This is a genomic window from Teichococcus deserti, assembly GCF_001982615.1.
GTDB lineage: Bacteria > Pseudomonadota > Alphaproteobacteria > Acetobacterales > Acetobacteraceae > Pseudoroseomonas > Pseudoroseomonas deserti.
The window spans coordinates 1-20,066 of sequence record NZ_MLCO01000204.1; the positions used below are offsets into that span (position 1 = coordinate 1).

The 20,066-nt window shown below is 70.7% G+C and carries 17 protein-coding genes; 8 read left to right on the forward strand and 9 right to left on the reverse strand.

Annotation, left to right across the window (positions count from 1 at the left end; translation table 11 throughout):
• Positions 1–145: 145 nt before the first annotated feature.
• Entirely contained in the window at positions 146–1,318 is a 1,173-nt protein-coding gene (gene moeB, locus BKE38_RS19645) for a molybdopterin-synthase adenylyltransferase MoeB (RefSeq protein ID WP_083747699.1), read from the reverse strand.
• Between the two features lie 6 nt (positions 1,319–1,324).
• Complete coding sequence (locus BKE38_RS30505; RefSeq protein ID WP_083747700.1) at positions 1,325–1,594, reverse strand: MoaD/ThiS family protein; 270 nt, start codon at positions 1,592–1,594, stop codon at positions 1,325–1,327.
• A gap of 473 nt (positions 1,595–2,067) precedes the next feature.
• Here BKE38_RS30505 and BKE38_RS19650 point away from each other — a divergent pair, with 473 nt between their 5' ends.
• From BKE38_RS19650 to BKE38_RS19660, 3 genes are all read left to right on the forward strand, one after another.
• Entirely contained in the window at positions 2,068–2,337 is a 270-nt protein-coding gene (locus BKE38_RS19650; RefSeq protein WP_076958953.1) for a hypothetical protein, read from the forward strand.
• A gap of 87 nt (positions 2,338–2,424) precedes the next feature.
• Complete coding sequence (ggt, locus tag BKE38_RS19655) at positions 2,425–4,044, forward strand: gamma-glutamyltransferase (protein ID WP_076958954.1); 1,620 nt, start codon at positions 2,425–2,427, stop codon at positions 4,042–4,044.
• Positions 4,045–4,055: 11 nt separating this feature from the next.
• On the forward strand, positions 4,056–5,453 hold the full coding sequence (locus tag BKE38_RS19660) for a M20 family metallopeptidase (RefSeq protein ID WP_076958955.1): 1,398 nt from the start codon (positions 4,056–4,058) through the stop codon (positions 5,451–5,453).
• Between the two features lie 244 nt (positions 5,454–5,697).
• Here BKE38_RS19660 and BKE38_RS19665 read toward each other — a convergent pair whose 3' ends face one another.
• The 3 genes from BKE38_RS19665 to BKE38_RS19675 form a co-directional block, all read right to left on the reverse strand.
• Positions 5,698–7,086: an aminotransferase family protein gene (locus BKE38_RS19665; protein WP_076958956.1), complete on the reverse strand. Its 1,389-nt coding sequence runs from the start codon at positions 7,084–7,086 to the stop codon at positions 5,698–5,700.
• 13 nt (positions 7,087–7,099) lie between these two features.
• Positions 7,100–8,491 carry an amidohydrolase family protein gene (locus tag BKE38_RS19670; RefSeq protein WP_076958957.1) on the reverse strand — a complete coding sequence of 464 codons (1,392 nt, stop codon included), beginning with the start codon at positions 8,489–8,491 and terminating at the stop codon, positions 7,100–7,102.
• 70 nt (positions 8,492–8,561) lie between these two features.
• The gene (locus tag BKE38_RS19675) at positions 8,562–10,142 is read right to left on the reverse strand and encodes an ABC transporter substrate-binding protein (RefSeq protein WP_076958958.1); all 1,581 of its coding nucleotides are present in this window, start codon (positions 10,140–10,142) and stop codon (positions 8,562–8,564) included.
• A 316-nt stretch (positions 10,143–10,458) separates the two neighbouring features.
• Here BKE38_RS19675 and BKE38_RS19680 point away from each other — a divergent pair, with 316 nt between their 5' ends.
• Both BKE38_RS19680 and BKE38_RS19685 read left to right on the forward strand, forming a co-directional pair.
• Positions 10,459–11,529, forward strand: coding sequence for a lytic murein transglycosylase (locus BKE38_RS19680; protein ID WP_242662488.1), 1,071 nt, complete (start codon positions 10,459–10,461; stop codon positions 11,527–11,529).
• 73 nt (positions 11,530–11,602) lie between these two features.
• Complete coding sequence (locus BKE38_RS19685; RefSeq protein ID WP_076958959.1) at positions 11,603–12,307, forward strand: glutathione S-transferase N-terminal domain-containing protein; 705 nt, start codon at positions 11,603–11,605, stop codon at positions 12,305–12,307.
• Here the strand turns inward: BKE38_RS19685 and BKE38_RS19690 are convergent.
• The 3 genes from BKE38_RS19690 to BKE38_RS19700 form a co-directional block, all read right to left on the reverse strand.
• On the reverse strand, positions 12,304–12,780 hold the full coding sequence (locus BKE38_RS19690; protein WP_076958960.1) for a GNAT family N-acetyltransferase: 477 nt from the start codon (positions 12,778–12,780) through the stop codon (positions 12,304–12,306). The two genes, BKE38_RS19685 and BKE38_RS19690, sit on opposite strands and share 4 nt — an antisense overlap.
• 13 nt (positions 12,781–12,793) lie before the next feature.
• A complete protein-coding gene (gene hydA / locus BKE38_RS19695) occupies positions 12,794–14,281 on the reverse strand; it encodes a dihydropyrimidinase (protein WP_076958961.1) in 1,488 nt (495 codons plus the stop codon).
• A gap of 65 nt (positions 14,282–14,346) precedes the next feature.
• Positions 14,347–15,930, reverse strand: coding sequence for an ABC transporter substrate-binding protein (locus BKE38_RS19700; RefSeq protein ID WP_076958962.1), 1,584 nt, complete (start codon positions 15,928–15,930; stop codon positions 14,347–14,349).
• A gap of 121 nt (positions 15,931–16,051) precedes the next feature.
• On the opposite strand from BKE38_RS19700, the gene BKE38_RS30930 reads away from it, so the two are divergent.
• The 3 genes from BKE38_RS30930 (at position 16,052) to BKE38_RS19715 (ending at position 18,896) form a co-directional block, all read left to right on the forward strand.
• A complete protein-coding gene (locus tag BKE38_RS30930; RefSeq protein ID WP_076958963.1) occupies positions 16,052–16,663 on the forward strand; it encodes a hypothetical protein in 612 nt (203 codons plus the stop codon).
• Positions 16,664–16,717: 54 nt separating this feature from the next.
• A complete protein-coding gene (locus tag BKE38_RS19710) occupies positions 16,718–17,251 on the forward strand; it encodes a P-loop NTPase family protein (RefSeq protein WP_076958964.1) in 534 nt (177 codons plus the stop codon).
• Positions 17,252–17,399: 148 nt separating this feature from the next.
• Entirely contained in the window at positions 17,400–18,896 is a 1,497-nt protein-coding gene (locus BKE38_RS19715) for an aldehyde dehydrogenase family protein (protein WP_076958965.1), read from the forward strand.
• A 257-nt stretch (positions 18,897–19,153) separates the two neighbouring features.
• Here BKE38_RS19715 and chrA read toward each other — a convergent pair.
• The coding region (gene chrA, locus BKE38_RS19720) for a chromate efflux transporter (protein ID WP_076958966.1) at positions 19,154–20,066 on the reverse strand (913 nt) is incomplete at its 5' end.

Below are 20,066 nucleotides of genomic sequence, written 5' to 3' on the forward strand. Positions count from 1 at the left end.
GGGGCAGAGGATCGGGGGTGCCGGGGGGACAGGCCGCGGCGAGGTGCCGGATCAGCGCGGCGCTGGAGGATTCAGGCATGGCGAAGGGTTCCCTGCTTCGGGAGTCGCGTTCAGGCGTCAGCGAAACGTCGGATGACCGACAGAGCTATCCGGTGGCGGCCAGCGGCGCGGCCGCGGCGCGCGGGCCGCGCCAGGCGCCGAAGCCGCCTTCCAGATTGACCAGCCGCGCCGGGTCGTGCCCCGCCTCGACCAGGGCACGGATCACCGCGGCGCTGCGCAGCCCGGCCTGGCAATAGACGACGACGGTCGCGTGTCCGGCGAAGGGGTCTGGCGGCGGCGCGCCGGCCTGCAGCAGCGCTTCCAGCTCCGGCTTCGGCAGCAGATGCGCGCCGGGGATGACCCCGCCCGACCATTCCGGCGGGTTGCGCACGTCGCACAGGGAGAAAGCCTCGCCGGCGGTCAGGCGGGCTTCCAGCTCGGCCGGGGTCATGCTGCCGCCAGGGGGCAGGGCGGCGCAGACCATGCGCTCGGTGCGCAGGACGATGGCGTCGCGCGGCAGGCTGCAGCAGGGGCAGGCCGGATCCTTGGCCAGGGCGATGCTGTCGAAGCCGAGCGTCAGCCCGTCATAGATCAGCATGCGGCCGATCATCGGCGTGCCGATGCCAGTCAGCAGCTTGATCGCCTCGGTTGCCTGCAGCGTGCCGATGACGCCGGGCAGCACGCCGAGCACACCGGCCTCGGCGCAGTTCGGCGCCAGCTCGACCGGTGGCGGCGCCGGGAAGAGGCAGCGGTAGCAGGGGCCGGAGCGCGCGTCGAAGACGCTGAGCTGTCCGTCGAAGCGCAGCACGCCGCCGAAGACATTCGGCCTGCCCAGCCGCACGCAGGCGTCGTTGACCAGGTAGCGCGTCGGGAAGTTGTCGGTGCCGTCGATGACGACGTCATAGGCGCCGACGAGATCCAGCGCGTTCTCCTCGGTCAGATAGACGTCGTGCCGCTCGATGACGACATCGGGGTTGAGGTCGCGCATGCGTGCCGCGGCGCTCTCGGTCTTTGGCCGTCCCAGCGTCGCATGGCCATGCGCGATCTGCCGCTGCAGGTTGGTCTCCTCGACGCGGTCGGGATCGACCAGGCCGATGCGGCCGACCCCGGCAGCGGCGAGGTAGAGCGCGGTCGGGCTGCCAAGCCCGCCGCAGCCGACCAGCAGCACGCTGCCGGCCTTCAGCCGGCGCTGCGCCGCCTGGCCGAATTCAGGCATGACCAGGTGGCGGCCGAAGCGGCGCTGCTCGGTCGGGCTCAGTTCCGGAAGGGTGTCGGGCATGGCGCCTCACCCCCCCGCGATGCTGGCCAGGATGCGGATCTCGTCGGTGCCGGCGACCGGCGTGGCCAGCCCCTGCAGCAGGCGGATGTCCTGGCCGTTCTTCGAGACCACGACGAAATGCCGCAGCGCGCCGGCGGCGAAGAGATGGCTGCGCATCGCCGGCGCCTCGGCGGTCAGGCTGTCCAGGATGGCGGCGACGGTTTGGCCGGGGACCGATACCCGGGCTTGCTGCCCGGTGTATTGACGCAGGGCGCTCGGGACCAGGACGACAGGCATATGGCTGTCCTTTGCAGGCCGGGGATCAGATAGCAGGCGGGGGGAACACGGGGGCCTTGAGCGGGGAAGCGAGGAACAGCATAGACCTGCCCATGTAACGGCATAGCTTTATCATTATTATCTCGCAGATGCTCACGGAAAGGTGCAGATTGACGCGAATACACAACCTAACACCTAGCGTAATCACGATGTAATTCCGTTTCTCCTCACAGGATGGAGTGTCCCTTTAGTTCAGATTATTGCATATCGGGGAAGGGAATTGCCCGCAGGGCAAGCTGGCGCGGGGCGACAGCCTGGGACCGGTTGCGGCTGTTTCTCGCAGCCACTGCTGTCGCCCGCGCGGACCAGCCAGGTCGGCGCGAAAATCATGGACAGCGTGAAACCCGGAGGCCCGGCCGAGGTTGAGCTTGGCAGAAAACCCGCCATCCCGCGGGAGACCATCGGCAGGCTCGTCACCTTGCCAGGAAAACGTCGTGGCTTCCAAGCTCTGCTCCTGCGACCATCTGCCTGCCTCGGCGCAGGAAGCCCTGGCCTGCGCCCAGAAATGGGACAACGCGGTGCAGCGGATGATGAAGACCTATGCCGGCGCCAAGTTCGCCATCAATGCCGGCCGCGGTGGCGCCAACGCGGCGCAGCGTTTCGAGGACAGGGCGGAGGTGCTGCATCAGGCCATGGCGCATCGTCACCACTGCCAGCTGATGGCCGAGCAGCTGCGCAAGCGCCCGCTGATGCTGAAGGCCTAGCAGCGCCGGCCGGGCTCGCCGCGCCCGGTTTGCCCTGATGCCCCGCTGGGCGTAGGACGACAGACCCGCTGGCCTGGAACCACGCCCATGAACCCGCATCGTCGCGCCTGGCGCCCCCTGATCATGGGCCGCCGCGCCGCCATCGCCACCAACCACCCGGAGGCGACCGCGGCCGGCATGGCCATGCTGCGCCAGGGCGGCAATGCCGCCGATGCCGCCGCCGCCATCAGCCTGGCGCTGGGCGTCGCCGAGCCGCATATGTCGGGCCTCGGCGGCGACGGCTTTTCGACCGTCTTCATCGCGGGGGACAGCGGCCCTGGCTATTGCTACAACGGCTCCGGCGCCGCGCCGGCCGCCGCCACCGCCGACCGCTTCCCTGAGGGCATGGCCGATGCCGGGCCGGGCGCCGTCTCGACGCCGGGGTGCCTGGCCGGCATCCATGCGATGCAGCGCGCCCATGGCAAGCTGCCCTGGAGCGCCGTGGTGCAGCCGGCGATCGCGCTGGCCCGTGACGGCTTCGCCGCCACCCACAGCTTACGCCGCTTCGCCCAGGCCGCGCTGGGCCGCATCCGCGCCGACGCCAACACCGCCGCCACCTTCCTGCGCGACGGCGCGGTCCCGGCGGTCGGCACGCTGATCACCCAGCCGCGCCTGGCCGCGACCCTGGAAGCCATCGCCGAGGGTGGCGCCGACGCCTTCTACCGCGGCGCCCTGGCCGCCCGCCTGGCCGAGGACCTGGCCGCCGTCGGCGCCATCTCCACCGCCGCCGACCTGGCCGCGACCGAGGGCGAGGCCACCGCGCCGATCAGCATCACCTATCGCGGCTACGAGGTCCGGCAGTCGCCGCCGAACTCCATGGGCTTCGTGCTGCTGCAGGAGCTGAAGATCGTCGAGCGCTTCGACCTGTCCAAGATGGCGGAAGGCTCGGCCGAGCTGCTGCACATCCTGGTCGAGGCCAAGAAGCTCGCCTTCCTCGACCGCGAGCGCCATGCCAGCGACCCCAAGGCCCATCCGCTGCCGCTCGACCGCCTGCTGTCCGACGGTTACGCCGCCTCGCAGGCCGCGCAAATCGACCCGGCCCGAGCCGCCAGCATCCCGCTGCGCCACGAGATGCCCAATGACGGCAACACCACCTATTTCTGCGTGGTCGACGAGGAAGGCAACGCCGTCTCGGCGATCCAGAGCCTGAACAGCCCCTTCGGCTCCGGCGTGCAGGCGCCCGGCACCGGCATCCTGCTGAACAACCGCATGACCACCTGGCACCTGGATCCGACGCATCCCAATGCGCTGGTCCCGGGCAAGCGGGTGCGCCACACCATGAACGCGCCGATGATCCTGAAGGACGGCAAGGTCTGGGCCGTGCTGGGCACGCCGGGCGCCGACAACCAGGTGCAGATCAACCTGCAGACCGTGGTCAGCCTGGTCGATCTCGGCCTCGACCCGCAGCTGGTCGCCGAGGCGCCGCGCTGGAGCAGCAGCCAGCCCGGCCAGGAAGCCAATTGGCCCCACGGCGGCAACGAGGCCCTGACGCTGGAAGGCGGCTTCCCGGCCGAGACGGTGGAAGGCCTCAAGGCCCGCGGGCACGCGATAAAATTTGTGCCGCCGCTGGAAGGGCCTTGCAGCATCGAATGCATCCGCGTGCTGGAGAACGGCGTGCGCATGGCGGGCAGCGATCCCCGGCGGGATGGCTGGGCCGCGGCTTACTGAGGACGGATCGAATGACGCAGCGTGACGATGTGGTGGCCGCGGCCGCCGGGCTGATGGACAGCGGCGCCTTCCGCGCCGTGCTGGAACGCCGGGTGGCCTATCCCACCGAAAGCCAGAACCCCGACCGTGCCCCGGTCCTGCTGGCCTATCTCGAGGAGGAGATGGTGCCGGCGCTCGCCGGCATGGGCTTCTCCTCGGAGATGCTGCCCAACCCGTCCCCGGACCAGGCGCCCTTCCTGATCGCCTCCCGCCTGGAAGACCCGGCCAGGCCCACCGTCCTGGTCTATGGCCATGGCGACACCGTGCGCGGCCAGGACGCCGAATGGCGCGAGGGCCTGGCCCCCTGGCGCATCACCGAGGAAGGCGACCGCTGGTACGGCCGCGGCACCGCCGACAACAAGGGCCAGCACAGCATCAACCTGGCCGCGCTCGAGCAGGTCATCGCCGCCCGCGGCGGCAAGCTTGGCTTCAACGTCAAGCTGCTGCTGGAAATGGGCGAGGAGACCGGCTCCCCGGGTCTCGCCGCCTTCTGCGACCAGCAGCGCGACAAGCTGGCCGCCGATGTGCTGATCGCCTCCGACGGGCCGCGCCTCTCGGCCGAGCGGCCGACCATCTTCCTCGGCTCCCGCGGCGCCTTCAACGTCGAGCTGCGCCTCGACGCCCGGAGCCGCGGCTTCCACTCGGGCAACTGGGGCGGCGTCATCCGCAACCCGGCCACCATCCTGTCCAGCGCCATCGCCAGCATGGTCGACGCCCAGGGCCGGCTGCTGGTCGAGGAGCTGCGCCCGCGCGGCATCGGCAACTCGGTCCGCGCGGCGCTGGCCGACATCACCATCGGCGGCGGCCCCTCCGACCCCGAGATCGATGCCGGCTGGGGCGAGCCCGGCCTGTCCCCGGCCGAGCGCCTCTTCGCCTGGAACACGCTGGAAGTCCTGGCCATGGGCGCCGGCAACCCGGCCGCCCCGGTGAACGCCGTGCCGCCCTCGGCCATGGCGGTGGTGCAGCTGCGCTTCGTCGTCGGCACCGACCCGACCCGCATCGTCCCCGCCATCCAGGAGCACCTGGCCGCCCGCGGCTTCGGCGACATCCAGGTGATCAGCCGCCGCCAGGACCCCTCGCCGGCGACCCGCCTGGACCCGGAAAGCCCCTGGGTGGTCTGGGCGGCGGACTCCATCCGCCGCACCACCGGCCAGGCCCCCGCCATCCTGCCCAATATCGGCGGCACCCTGCCCAACCACGTCTTCGCCGAGATCCTGGCGCTGCCGACGGTCTGGATCCCGCATTCCTACGCCGCCTGCTCCCAGCACGCGCCGGATGAGCACATCCTGGTGCCGTTGACGCGGGAAGCGCTGGCGATGATGGCGGGGGTGTTCTTCGATCTTGGGGAAGAGGGCGCTCCAGGGAAGTAAGCGAAGACAGAGTTAGGCGAGGGGAATGAATTCCCCTCGACCCCTTCTTTTTTCTGTTCTGTTGGCCGCTTGACCACCAGCGCCAGGCAACAGGCGTGACCAGGGTGTCGCGGCGGGACGCCGTGCTGACAACGGCGCTCCCTGACAGGTTGCGCCGTGGCTGGGCCGTTTCACGTACTGTCTCCACGTGGACACGGCAGTCTGAAAGAAATGGGGGAATTCATTCCCCCAGCCTTTCAGTCCCTTACTTAAACCCGAACTCTGCTTCCGCGATCGTCAGGCTTTCGTCGATCGCCTTCACCGCCTCGGCCAGCTCTGCGTCGGTCGCGACGAGGGGCGGCACGAGCTGGATGGTGCCCATCAGCCGGGTCAGCACGCCGCGCTCTTCCAGCAGCGTCGACAGGCGCTGGATGAAGGGATGGCGCAGCGCGGCGAGGCCTTTGCCGAAGCCTTCCTTGGTCGCCTTGTCCTGCACCAGGTCGATGACGTAGAGCGCGCCGCGGCCGCGGATGTCGCCGACGCTGGGGTGGGCGGCGAGCGGCGCCAGCAGACGGTCGAGCGTCGCGCCGATGCGCAGGCCGGCGGTGTCGAGGCCTTCGCGCTGCAGGATGTCCAGGTTGGCCAGGGCGGCGGCGGCGGCGACGGCCTGGCCGCCGAAGGTCAGCAGATGCGCCAGCATGGCATCGCTGTCCTTGAAGACCTCCCAGGCGGCCTCGCTGACGGCGACGGCGCCCATCGGCACGTAGCCGGAGGTCAGGCCCTTGGCCATGGTCATCAGGTCCGGCACCACGCCGAACTGCTCCATCGCGAACAGGCTGCCGGTGCGGCCGAAGCCGCAGATGACCTCGTCGGCGATCATCAGCACGCCGTGGCGGGTGCAGATCTCGCGGATCTTCTGCCAATAGGCGTTGCTGGGGACATGGGTGCCGTTCGCCGCCGAGATCGGCTCGGCGATGAAGGCGGCCACCGTGTCGGCGCCCTGGGCCAGGATTTCTTCCTCCATCGCCTCGGCGCAGCGCAGGTCGCCGGCCTCGCCCTCGATCCCGAACTCGTTCCTGTAGCGGTTGGGGGAGGGGATGAAGCTGACGCCCTCCATGAAGGGCGCGAAGTAATCGGCGTTGCGGCCGAAGCTGACGCTCATCGCGCCGAAGGTGGCGCCGTGATAGCCGCCCTTGCGCGCGATCACCTTGCGCCGCGCCGGGAAGCCGCGCAGCGTCTGGATCTGCTTGGCGATCTTGAGGGCGCTTTCCACCGCCTCCGACCCGCCGGAGCAGTAGAAGATCCGGTTCAGGTCGCCCGGCGTCAGGCTGGCCAGGCGGTCGGCGAGCTCGGCCGCCGGGCGGTTGGTCATGGTCGCCGAGGAGACATAGGCCAGGCGCTTCGCCTGCGCGCCGATGGCCTCGGCGATCTCGTCGCGGCCATGCCCGGCATTGACCACGTAAAGGCCGGACAGCGCGTCGAAATAGCGCCGCCCATGGCTGTCATAGAGGAAAGAACCCTCGGCGCGCTCGATCACCTTCAGCTTGCCGCCCTGCTCCAGGTCGTTCCACTGCGCGCTGTGGATCCAGACATGGTCCAGCGCCGCCTGCTCGACGGGCTGGCGCAGGAGGTGGTGATCGATCTTGCTGTCCATGACGGACGGTTCCTTATCCGGCGAAGATGGCCTGGGCCTCGGGCAGGTCCCAGATCCGCTGGATCGCCGCCGCGCCTTCGGCGGTGATCCGCGCCTCGTCGGCGGCGACATGGCGGCCGTTCTGCACCAGCAGCCGGCCGTCGACGATGACGGCGTCGATATTGGCACGGTTCGCTAGCGCCACGACAGCCCGCAGCGGATCGGCCAGCGGCTGCAGGTGGGGGTGCAGCAGGTTGACGCTGGTGATGTCGGCCGTGGCGCCGACGCGGATCGCGCCGAGGTCCGGCCGGTGGATCGCCGCCGCCGCGTCGCGGGTGACGGCGTCAATCAGCGCGGGCGAGGTCGCGACGTCGCGCGCCCCGGCCTGGATTTTGGAGATCATCGAGGCCGCGTTCAGCTCGCCCAGCAGGTCGAGGTTGTAGCCGTCGGTGCCCACCAGCGTGCGCACGCCATGGCTGCGGAAGCGGGCGTAGCTGGCGGCGACCCCGCCGCGGGCGAAGACGCGCGGGCAGTTCAGCACGGTGGCGCCGCGCGCCGCCATCAGCGCCAGGTCGTCATCCGAGCAATGCACGCAATGCGCCGCCAGCAGGTCGGGCAGCAGGCCGAGGCTGTCGAGATATTCCACCGGCGTGCGACCATGCCGCTGCAGGCTGAGTTCCACCTCGCCGCGGCTCTGCGCCAGGTGGGTGGTGACCGGCACGCCAAGCTCCTTCGCCCGGGCGGCGGCGGCGCGGAGAAGATCGGGGTGGCAGGTGTCGGTGGCATGCGGGCTCATCGCCAGGCGGATGCGGCCTTGGTCGCGGCCTTCCCATTCGGCATGCAGCGCGTTCCAGACGGCCAGGTCCTGGGCGCCGTCATCGGCGCCGCCCTCGGTGTGGTATTCGACGCGCCCGTCGGCGCCGACCTTGGCGGCGGCGGTGGAGAACAGATAGGGCGCGCCATAGAAGCGCAGGCCCAGCTCCTCGGCGGCGGCGAACATTTCCGGGATGCCGGCGCGGAACGGCTCCATGACGGTGGTGGCGCCGCCCATCAGCAGGCCGAGCACGCCCATCCGCGCGATGGCCATCCGCTCCTCGGGGGAGAGGATCTGCAGGCCGGAGCGGGTCAGCGGCAGCAGCACGGTGTAGACGACGCTGCCGCCGCCGCGCTTGGCGCCGCCATCCTCGGTGTTGCTGCGCGCCACCATCTCGCTGAAGCAGTGGTTGTGCAGGTTCATCAGCCCGGGCAGCAGCAGCCGGCCCGGGGCGTCGAGCACGGTGTCGGCCATCGGGCGCTGCTTCTGGATGCCAGCGATGCGGCGGCCTTCCAGCAGCACCCAGTGGTCGCGCAGGACCTTGGGCGCGCCGTCGACCTCTGCCAGGACATGGCTGCCGAAAAGGGCGGTGGTTCCGGGTTCGGCCAGCATTTTTTTGTTCCTTGGCGTCAGGACAGAGAAGCGCCGGCGCCCCCGAAGGAAGGGCGCCGAGCTTGAAAAGTTAAGTGGGACGGACGTTCCAGAAGGTGACCGTGCCGCGGTTCACGCCGGTGATCGACTTCCGATAGGCGGTCGGCTGCTTGTAGAGGCCGAGCGGATAATAGGGCACCTCCTCGAAGGCGGCGGCCTGGATCTCGGCGGCCAGGCGCTGCTGCGTGGCCAGGTCGGGCGCTTCCAGCCACTGGCTGCGCAGTCCTTCGATGCGGGCGCTCTCGAACCAGCCGGGGTAGCTGGCATCGCCGCGCAGCGTCATGTGGCTGCCCGGGTTCAGCCAGTCGATGCCCTGCCAATTGGCGACGAAGGCGCTCCAGCCGCCTTCCGACACGGGCGTGCGGCGGTTGCGGCGGGTCAGCACGGCGCCGAAGTCCAGCGCCTGATAGTCGACGTTCATCCCCGCCTGCTGCAGCATCCCCGCCGCCACGTCACCGAGCGGCTTCTGCGCCAGGCTGTCGGCGGGAACCAGCAAAACAACCTTCTCGCCCTTGTAGCCGGCGGCGGCCAGGTCGCGCTTGACCTTGTCGTAGTCGCGCGGGCCCTTGAAGACATCGAGCCCCACCTCGCTGGCCATCGGCGTATTCGGCGCGAAGAAGCCGATCGGCGAATGCTGATAGGCCGGGTCCTGGCCGGCGACCGCGGTCATGAAGGCGGTCTGGTCGATGGCCCCCAGCAGCGCGCGGCGGATGGCCGGGTTGTCGAAGGGCGGCTGCAGCGCGTTGACCCGCATGTTGCAGCAGAAGCCGAGCTCATCCAGCACGTCGATGGCGATGTTGCGGTTGCGCTTCAGCAGCGGCAGCAGGTCGTGCGGCGTGGTCTCCTGCCAGTCCTGCTCGCCCGATTGCAGCGCGGCGGCGCCGGTCGCGGCATCCGGCATGGTGGTCCATTCGACGCGGTCGTAATGGACGACCTTGGGCCCCGCGGTCCAGTCGCTGGCGCCGGTCTCGCGCGGCTTGTAGCCTTCGAAGCGCTGATAGACGTTGCGGGCGCCGGGCACGCGCTCGTCGGCGACGAAGCGGAAGGGGCCGCTGCCGATCACTTCCGGCATCTGCTTGAAGGGGTCGGTATTGGCCAGCCGCTCCGGCATCATGAAGCAGGCCGGCACCGCCGCCTTGCCCAGCGCCATCGGCAGTATCGGGAACTGTTTTTTCAGGTCGAAGCGGATGGTGCGGTCGTCGGGGGCCGACAGCTCGTTGGTGGCGGCCATCAGGGCGCCGCCGAGGGCATCGCGCTTCGACCAGCGGCGGATTGAGGCGACGCAGTCCCGCGCGGTGACGCGCTCGCCGTCATGCCAGGTCAGGCCGTCGCGCAGCTGCAGCTCCCAGCGCAGCCCGTCATTCTCGACGCGATGGCCCTCGACCATCTGCGGCGAGACCTGCAGCTTGCTGTCGATGCCGTAGAGCGTGTCGAAGACCATGAAGCCATGGTTCCGCGAGACGAAGGCGCCGGCGAAGATCGGGTCGGTGAAGGCCAGGTCGATGACCGGGATGAAGCGCAGCGTGGTGGCCGAGGCCGAACGGGCGAAGCGCGGGGCGGCAAGGAGGGCGGCCGAGGCGGCGGCGGCCCCGAGCAGTTGACGGCGATGCATGCTGCGGTCCTTCACGAGACAAGGCTCGGCTTTTCGGCGCGCAGGGTCGCGCGCCGAAAAGCCGGCGTTCAGTCAGGGCAGTGCCGTGTGACAGGCGGAAGCGGCGGGGCGGCGCCCGGGCCTTCAGGCCTTCTGGACATCGCCCAGCCACGTTCTGCGCCCCGCGGCGCCGCAGGACCAGCGGCTCCGCTTATGATTTTCCCCCGATTATTATTCGCTGTGCCTATAGTCGGGGCCGATCACGGAAAGGTCAGCCTCAGCCTTCAAGGGGTTACGCCGGTTGCATCGGCGGATGAAAGCGGGCACCTGTCGCGCCATGCCGAACCGTCGTTCCTTCCTGCTCGGCAGCGGTGCGCTGCTTGCCGGCTGCTCCTCTGCCGCCCCGCCCGTGGCGGCCCCCGCCAGCACCGCGCCGCTGGCGCCGCCCATGCCTGTGGCGACGCCCGTGCAGGCGCCGCCGCCGGCCGCCGCCAGCAACCCGCCGGTGATCGACGAGGCCAGCTTCAACCGCTTCCTCGCCCAGGTGCGCAGCGATGCGGCGCGCGACGGCGTCAGCCAGGACATCCTGCAGCGGGCGCTGGGCAGTGCGAAGCCGATCCCGCGCGTGCTGGAGCTCGACCGCAAGCAGCCCGAGGGCGTGCTGAGCTGGGAGCAGTATCGCGAGCGCATCGTCTCGCAGACCCGCATCACCAATGGCCGCCGCGTCTATGCCGAGAACCGGCCGCTGCTGCAGGCGATCGAGGCGCGCTACAACGTCTCGGCCCGTGTCGTCGTCGCCATCTGGGGGATGGAGACCAACTACGGCAGCAACACCGGCGGCTTCAAGGTGGTCGAGGCCCTGGCGACGCTGGCCTGGGAAGGCCGCCGCCACGCCTTCTTCCGCGCCGAGCTGATGGCGGCGCTGCGCATCCTGCAGGCCGGCCACGTCGCGCCGGAGCGGATGATGGGCTCCTGGGCCGGGGCCATGGGCCAGCCGCAATTCATGCCGACCAGCTTCGAGCGGCTGGCCATCGACTTCGACGGCGACGGCCATCGCGACATCTGGGACAACCGCGGCGACGCGCTGGGCTCGATCGCCAACTACCTGGCGCGCAGCGGCTGGACCTCCGGCGCCGGCTGGGCGATCGAGGCGCGGCCGCCCGCCGGCTTCGACATCCAGCGCGCCGACACCGAGACCCGCCGCAGCATGGCCGATTGGGGCCGCATGGGCTGGCGCCGCGCCGATGGCTCGGCCTTGCCGGCCAGCGGCGAGGCCTATGTCGCGGTGCCGACCCGCAGCACGACCCAGGTCTTCCTCGGCCTGCCCAATCTGCGGACCATCCGCCGCTACAACTCGCCGATGAATTACGGTCTGGCGGTGGGGCTGCTGGCCGACGCGGTGGCTTAATTTTCTACCCCCTGGTCTGAAACCCGGCGATCCGCGAAGATCGCCGGGACCACACCAAGGTGGAGACCAGGCCATGGCCGATCTTTCGAGCTTTCCCATCGCCAGCCGCTGGCCGGCGGCGCATCCCGACCGCATCCAGCTCTATTCGACGCCGACGCCCAATGGCGTGAAGGTCTCGATCGCGCTGGAAGAGCTGGGCCTGCCCTACGAGCCGCATTTCGTCGATATCGGGCAGAACCAGAGCTGGACGCCCGAATTTCTTTCGCTGAACCCGAACGGCAAGATCCCGGCGATCATCGACCCCGACGGGCCGGGCGGCGCGCCGCTGCCGCTGTTCGAATCCGGCGCCATTCTGCTCTATCTCGCCGAGAAGACCGGCCGGCTGCTGCCCGCCGACCCGGCGGCGCGCATCCAGGCCATCCAATGGGTCTTCTTCCAGATGGGCGGCGTCGGGCCGATCTTCGGCCAGCTCGGCTATTTCCACAAATTCGCCGGGCGCGAGCTCGAGGACAAGCGGCCGCTGCAGCGCTACGCGGCTGAGTCCAAGCGCCTGCTCGGCGTGCTGGAGACGCGGCTGGCCGGCCGCGCCTGGATCATGGGCGACGAGTACAGCATCGCCGATATCTCCTTGCTCGGCTGGGTGCGCAACCTGATCGGCTTCTACGGCGCCGGCGAGCTGGTCGAATACGACAAACTGGAGGAAGTGCCGCGCTGGCTGGAGGCCGGGCTGGCCCGTCCTGCCGTGCAGCGCGGGTTGACCATCCCGGCGCGCGGCTAAAGCTTCAGCGCCAGGAACTGCGTGCCCTCGATCGGCGTCGGGTAATAGGCGTCGATCGGGGTGAAGCCCGCCTTGAGATACAGCCGCTGCGCCGCCGCCATGGCCGGCAGCGTGTCCAGCCGGATTTCTGTCAGCGCGCGCGCCCGGGCTTCCGCCAGGAGCGCGTCGAGCAGCGCCTGGCCCAGCCCCTGGCCGCGGCCGGCGGGGGCGACGTAGAGGCGCTTCATCTCCGCCACCCCGGGCTCGGCCAGACGCCGCAGCGCGACGCAGCCGATCGGCTGGCCGGTCTCGTCCCGCGCCAGCAGCAAGGCGCCGGACGGGGCCGCGTATTTCCCTGGCAGCCCCGCCAGCTCCTCGGCAAAACCCTGGAAGGCCAGGTCGACGCCAAGGGATTCCACATAGGCCGCGAAGAGCGCGCGGATGGCGGCCAGATCGTCTACCGTCGTCGCAGGCGCGATGGTGAAACCGGCCATCCGCGTGTCCTCCTCAGGCCGAGGCGGCGTCGAAGCCGTCCGGCACCACGCCGCGCGGCCGCGCCAGGGCATAGGGCCCGCGCGCCAGGAAGCGGCCGGAGCCGGGCTGGGCCAGCACCTCGCCATCCCGCACCGCGACCTCGCCACGGCGGATGGTGACCTGCGGCCAGCCCTTCGCCGAAAAACCCTCCCAGGGGGTGTAGTCGATGGCGTGGTGCAGATCGGCCTGGCGGATGGTCCGCTCGGCATCCGGGTTCCACAGCACCAGGTCGGCATCGGCCCCCGGCGCCAGGCTGCCCTTGCGCCCCTCCAGCCCGAACAGCTTCGCGGCATTGGCCGAGCTCAGCCGGACGAAGGTGGGAAGATCGATGCGGCCCTTTGAGACGCCTTCCGAGAACAGCACCGGCAGCCGCGTCTCGATGCCGGGAACGCCGTTGGGGATGGCGTTGAACATCGGCGTGCCGTCCGGCCGCGCCGCCGCCGTGCCGGTGCCATAGGCGCTGCTGCCTGCCACCCGCTTCTGGGTCGCGAAGGAGAAGCCGCAATGGTCGGAGGTGACGACATCCAGCGTGCCGTCCTGGATCCGCTTCCAGATTCTTTCTTCTTCGCCCTTGGCGCGCAGGGCGGGGGAGCAGACGGCCTTGGAGCCGGCGAAGTCGGGCCCGACCAGGTCGTCATGCGACAGGGTCAGGTATTGCGGGCAGGTCTCGCCCCAGACCTTCAAGCCGCGGGCCTTGGCCGCCGCGATCTCGCCGGCGGCCTCCTCGCAGGAGACGTGGAAGACCTGGATCGGCTGGTCGACCAGCTCGGCCAAAGCGATGGCGCGGTGGGTGGCCTCGCGCTCCACCACCGGCGGGCGCGACCAGGCATGCTGCAGCGGATCGGTGAGGCCCGCCTTCAGCAGCGCCTCGATCCGCCAGCCGATGGCGTCGAAATTCTCGCAATGGACGGTGACGAAGGCGCCGTGCTTGCGCGCCGTCGCCAGCACCTCGATGAACTGCCGGTCGTCGAGCCGCAGTGGGTCATAGGTCAAAAAGACCTTTAGGCTGCGGATGCCGCGGGCGATCAGCGCCGGCACTTCCTTCTCCAGCACCTCCGGCGTCGGGTCGGTGATGATCTGGTGGAAGGAAAAATCGGCGCGGCTGGCGGCGGCGCGGGCCTCGTAGCCGGGGGCGCTGGCGGCGAGGCTATGACCTTTCCACTGCGGCAGGAAGCAGATGAAGGACGTCGTGCCGCCGGCCAGCGCCGCCGCCGAGCCCGAGGCGAAGCTCTCTTCCTGCGCCGTCCCGTCCTGGCCGAGCTCTTCCACATGGCAGTGGGAGTCCAGCCCGCCGGGGGTGACGATCATGCCCTTGGCGGAAATCTCCTCGGCGCCGCGGGGCAGGTTGCGGCCGAGGGCGGCGATCACCCCGTCCTTGATGCCGATATCGGCCTCGAAGACCTCGGCCGCGCTCGCCAGGGTGCCGCCCCGCACCACCAGATCATAGTCATGCCCGCTCATCGTCCAGCCCCCCGCTTCGGTACGGCGATCCCGCCTCGAAGCGGCCCTGCTGTCAACGGCCAGCCTCAGCCGCGGCGGATGTTCCAGAAGACGGGCGCGCCGGCGGGCAGCAGCCCGGTCAGCTCGCGGCGCAGCACGGTGGGCTCCCGCCACAGGCCCGTGGGGATGAAGGGGACTTCGCGCACCGCCACCTCCTGGATCTGCCGGGTAATCTCCTGCTGCGCGGCCAGGCCCGGCGCGTCCAGCCAGGCGGCCCGCAGCCGCTCGATCTCCGGGATGTCGGGCCAGCCCAGCGTCGCATTCGGCCCGTCGCTGCGCAGCGGCGCGTTCACCGCCGGATCGGCATAGGCATAGCCGACCCAGCCGGTGCAATGGACGTTCCAGCCGCCCTGCGCCGACGCCGCCTTGTTGGCGCGGCGCGCCAGCACCGAGGCCCAGTCCATGCTGCGATAGTCGGTGTCGATGCCGATCGACTGCAGCAGGCTGTTGGTCACGTTGGACATGGCCTTGATGTATTCGACATCCGACGGCGCGATGATCAGCGCCTTCTCGCCGCGATAGCCCGCCGCCTTCACCGCGGCGCGGGCGGCGGCCAGGTCGCGCGGCCCGGTCAGCGCCGCCAGCCCCGCCTCGCTGGCATAGGGGCTGCCGGGGGTGAAATAGCCGACGCCGGCCTGGCCGAATTCCGTCTCCTCGCCGACCACGGCGGCGACGTAGTCGGCCTGGCTGAGCGCCGAGAGCACGGCGCGGCGGATCGCCGGATTGTCGAAGGGCGGGTGCAGGTGGTTCAGCGCCAGGATGCCGATGCGCCCTGTCGGATTGACGTCGGAGACCTGCAGCCGGCGGTCGCGGCGGATCGGGCCGAGCAGGTCGAGCACGCCGCGCTCCACCCAATCGACCTCGCCGGTCTGCAGCGCGGCCAGCCCCGTGGCCGGGTCGGGCATGATGATCCATTCGACCCGGTCGAAATGCGCCACCTTGCCGCCGGTCGTGCGGTCGGGCGCCTCCTGCCGCGGGCGGTAGCGGTCGAAGCGCGCATAGGTCACCCGGGCGCCGGAGACCCATTCATCCTGCACGAAGCGGTAGGGCCCGCTGCCCACGTATTCGGTGATCTTCTCGAAGGCGCTGGTGCGGGCGACGCGCTCGGGCATGATGAAGACGTTGCTGCTGCCCAGGGCATAGGGCAGCAGCGGGAAGGGCCGCGACAGCCGGATCTTGAAGCGCCGGTCGTCCAGCACCCGGACTTCTTCGATGGCCTTGGACAGCAACTGTCCAAAGGTGTTGCGCCGGGCCCAGCGGGTGAGGGACGGCACCGCGTCCTGCGCCCGCACCGGCTCGCCGTCATGGAAGAACAGCCCCTCGCGCAGGGTGAAGGTCCAGCGCAGCCCGTCCTCGCTGGTCTGGTGGCCTTCCACCGCCTGCGGCCGCGGCTGTCCCGCGGAGTCCAAGCCATAGAGCGTATCGTAGATCAGCAGCGCATGGGTGCCGACCACCGTGCCCGAGGTCCAGACCGGGTCGGGCGTCGCCAGGTCGGTCTGCGGCACGAAGCGGAGCGTCCCGGCGGGGGCGCCCTGCGCCAGGGCCGGCGCCCCCAGCCGGCTGCCCAGAACCCCCGCCGCGGCGGCCCCGAGAAAATGTCTGCGCTGCATGCCGTCGGCCTTCCTATCCGTCTTCACGAATAGTGTTATTTATGAAGCACGATTCGCAGAAGGGTGAATCGGGAGCCATTCCGTCAACAAACCATTGCGGTCTCCGGGCTACCGCTGGGCCATGTCCCGCATCGGCGCCCTGTCCATGGCGGTCTCCGCCGCCTCCGCCCGCGCCGCCGCCCCCGCCCGGGCCGAGGCTAGGCCGCGCGACCCGGCCGTCACCCTCGACCTGCGCGGCAGCCCGGCCGGCCTGGCCCCGGCGCAGCAGGCGCGGCTGGACCGGGCGATGGCGCCGATGCTGCAGGCGCTGGACCCGGCCGAGCGCGGCAGCCTGGTGGCGGGGCTCCACGGCCAGCTGGCGGCGCGTCGCGCCCAGGGCCAGGACAGCATCGTCATCGGCATCGCCTATCCGGGCGGCACCGTGACGGCGAGCGTGCTGTCGCCGGAGGCGCTGAACGAGGCGTTGTTCTCCGACGATCCGCTGTCGCTGGGCCGGGTGATCGACGGGGAGGGCAAGGCGCACAATGTCCGCGACCTGCTGCGCAAGGCGATGGGCCTGGCTGATCCGGGGCAGGAAGGCGCGGTCGCCTGGAAGCAGGACATGACGGCGATGCTGGCCGCCATGCTGGCCGGCGAGCCCGTCATCCCCGAGCGCGCCGAGGCAGGCAGCCTCAGCCTGGTCTCGGTCACCGCCCGCGGCATCGTCAGCGCCAGCCAGGCCAGCCTGGCCTAGGCATCCCCGCGCCCGCCGCGATAGAAGGCCCCCGCGGCACAAGGGGCGGGCGGCATGCGCGTGGTCATCATCGGCATTTCCGGCGCGGGCAAGAGCACCATGGCGCGGCAGCTCTCGGCGGCGCTGGGGCTGCGCCATATCGAGCTCGACGCGCTGTTCTGGGAACCCGGCTGGCGCCAAGCCCGGCCCGAGGATTTTGCCGCCCGCGTCGAGGCGGCGACGCAGGGCGACGGCTGGGTGGTCGACGGCAATTACAGCGCCACCCGCGCCCTGACCTGGGGCCGCGCCACGCATCTGGTCTGGCTGGATTACGAGCGGCTGCCGGTGATGCGCCGGGTGATCACCCGGTCGATCCGGCGCGCCGTGACCGGGCAGGAGCTGTGGAACGGCAATCGGGAGCGCTGGCAGAATTTCTTCCATGCCAGCCATCCGATCCGCTGGGCCTGGTCACAATGGCGCGGCCGGCGGGTGGCGCTGGAGGCGGCGCTGGGTCGCGGCGATTATCCAAGGCTGGCCGTCACCCGGCTGCGCCATCCGCGCGAGGCCGCCGCCGCCATTGCTGCACTGATCAACGATCGAAGTTCGTAGAAAAGGCTCCGGCTGGACAGGCCCGCCGACGCTATGCTTTGATGGCTATAACGAAACCAGGATCCGCCGGCCGCGGTTAGCCTGGCCGCGCCTGCGACCTGCGCGACCCGACCGCCCTGCCTGCGGACCGCGCAAGGGAGCGCACCGCATGAATGTCGTGACCCCGCTCGATGCCCGCTCGCACCCCTTCCTGACCGGCAAGCCGAAGCGCCTCTATATCGACGGCGCCTGGGTCGAGGCCGTGTCCGGAAAAACCTTCGCCACCCACAACCCGGCCACCGGCGAGCTCCTGGCCGAGGTCGCCGAGGGCGAGGCCGAGGATATCGACCGCGCCGTCGCCGCCGCCCGCCGCGCCTTCGAGGGTCCGTGGAGCCGCTTCAAGCCGGCCGAGCGCCAGGCCCTGCTGCTGCGCCTCGCCGAGCTGGTCGAGGCCAACATCGAAGAACTCGCCGTCCTCGACACGCTGGACATGGGCGCGCCGATCAGCCGCACCCGCGGCAACCGCGCGCGCGCCGTCGGCATGCTGCGCTACTATGCCGGCCAGGCCGTGCATATCCACGGCGAGACCATCGAGAATTCCCTCCCCGGCGAGATCTTCTCCTACACCTTGAAGGAGCCGGTGGGTGTGGTGGGCGCCATCATCCCCTGGAACGGGCCGCTGACAGCGACCTTGTGGAAGATCGGCCCGGCGCTGGCCACCGGCTGCACCGTCGTCCTGAAGCCGGCCGAGGAAGCGCCGCTGACCCCGCTGCGCATCGCCGAGCTCTGCCACGAGGCCGGCATCCCGCCCGGCGTGGTCAATGTCGTCACCGGCTATGGCGAGACCGCCGGCGCCGCGCTGTCCGGCCATCGCGACGTCGACAAGGTGGCCTTCACCGGCTCGCATCTGACGGGGCAGAAGATCGTGCAGGCCTCGGCCGGCAATCTGAAGCGCGTCTCGCTCGAGCTCGGCGGCAAGTCGCCCGACATTGTTTTCTCCGATGCCGATCTGGAGCAGGCGGTGCCGGGCGCGGCCATGGCGGTCTTCGCCAATTCCGGCCAGATCTGCTCCGCCGGCACGCGGCTTTTCGTCGAGAAGAAGATCTACCAGGAATTCACCGGGCGGGTGGCGGAGTTCGCCAGGCAGCTGCGCGTCGGCAACGGGTTGGATCCGGCGACCCAGGTCGGGCCGCTGGTCTCCACCGAGCAGCTGGAGCGCGTCACCGGTTATCTTTCCATCGGCCGGCAGGAAGGCGCGCGGCCGCTCTCGGGCGGCGAGCGGTTGACCGAAGGCGCCCTGGCCCAGGGCTATTTCGTCCCCCCCACCATCTTCGCCGACGTCAAGGACGAGATGCGCATCGCGCAGGAAGAAATCTTCGGGCCGGTGATCTCGGCCATTCCCTTCGACGACATCGACGAGGTGCTGGCCCGCGGCAACCGCACCGGCTTCGGCCTGGGCAGCGGCGTCTGGACCCGCGACGTCGGCAAGGCGCATCGCCTGGCCAAGGGCCTGCGCGCCGGCTCGGTCTGGGTCAATTGCTACCAGGCGATGGACCCGGCGGTGCCCTTCGGCGGCTACAAGATGAGCGGCTATGGCCGTGAATCCGGCAAGCAGCACGTCGAGGAATACCTGAACGTCAAGGCGGTCTGGATCAAGACCGCCTGACCGCCCCCCCCGCCGACCCCTTGGGCGAACCCTTGGCCAATCCCGGCGCGCAAGCCGAGGGAGATGCCGGTGGCGATGCGGCGGCGGCCCTGGCCGGTGGCCAGGCCGCGCGCCGCGGCTCCTGGGCCGGCGGAGCGCTGGCCGGTCGGATCGCGGGGGCGGCCGGCAGCGTGGCGGGCAGGGCGCGGCGGTGCAGCGGGACAGAGCACGACACGCGGCGCCCTTGCGGCGGCGGCCGGGACCGGCCGGCAAGCCTCTCAGCCGGTGAGCAGCGCCCCCGCCACGGCGATGGCCGCCAGCACCGCCAGCCCGTTCAGACGCCCGCTGACCAGCGCCAGAAAGCCGAGGAGGGCGATCACGGCGTCGCCCGGCCCCTTCAGGCTGGAGGTGGTGATCGGATCGACCAGCGCGGCGGCCAGGATGCCGACCACCACGGCGTTCAGCCCGAGCAGCGCGCCCCGTGCCCAGGGCTGCGCCCGCAGCCGCGCCCAGAGCGGCAGCGCGCCGTAGAGCAGCAGCAGCCCGGGCAGGAAGATGGCCAGCGTCGCGACCACGGCGCCGCCGACCCCGCCCACCGCCGCGCCCAGATAGGCGGCGAGCGTGAAGAGCGGCCCGGGCATCGCCTGGGCCAGGCCATAGCCGGCCAGGAAGCGGTCGGCCGGCAACAGGCCGGGCACCAGCGCGCCCTGCAGCAGCGGCAGCACCACATGGCCGCCGCCGAAGACCAGCGCCCCGCCCCGGTAGAAGATGTCTGTCAGCTGCAGCCAGAGCGATGCGGTGGCGAGCAGTGGCAGGCCGAGCAGCAGCAGCGCGAAGGCCGCCAGGGCGGCGAGCGCCGCGGCCGGGATGGGGGCTTTGGCGGTCGTGGCCGGACCGTCTTCGGAGGCCGGCCGCATCAGCGCCAGGCCGGCCGCGGCGCCGATGACGAGGCAACAGAACTGGGCGAGGGGGGTGGGGAAGGCGATCAGCACGGCGAGGGCGGCGAGGGCGAGGAGGCGGCGCGGCGTGTCGGGGCAGAGGCTCTGCGCCATGCCGCAGACTGCCTGGGCCACCACGGCGACCGCCACCAGCTTCAGCCCGTGCACCAGGGCGGCGCCGGTGCCGCCGGCCCAGAGCCCGCCCGCCAGCCCCGCGGCCAGCATCAGCAGCGCCGAGGGCAGGGTGAAGCCC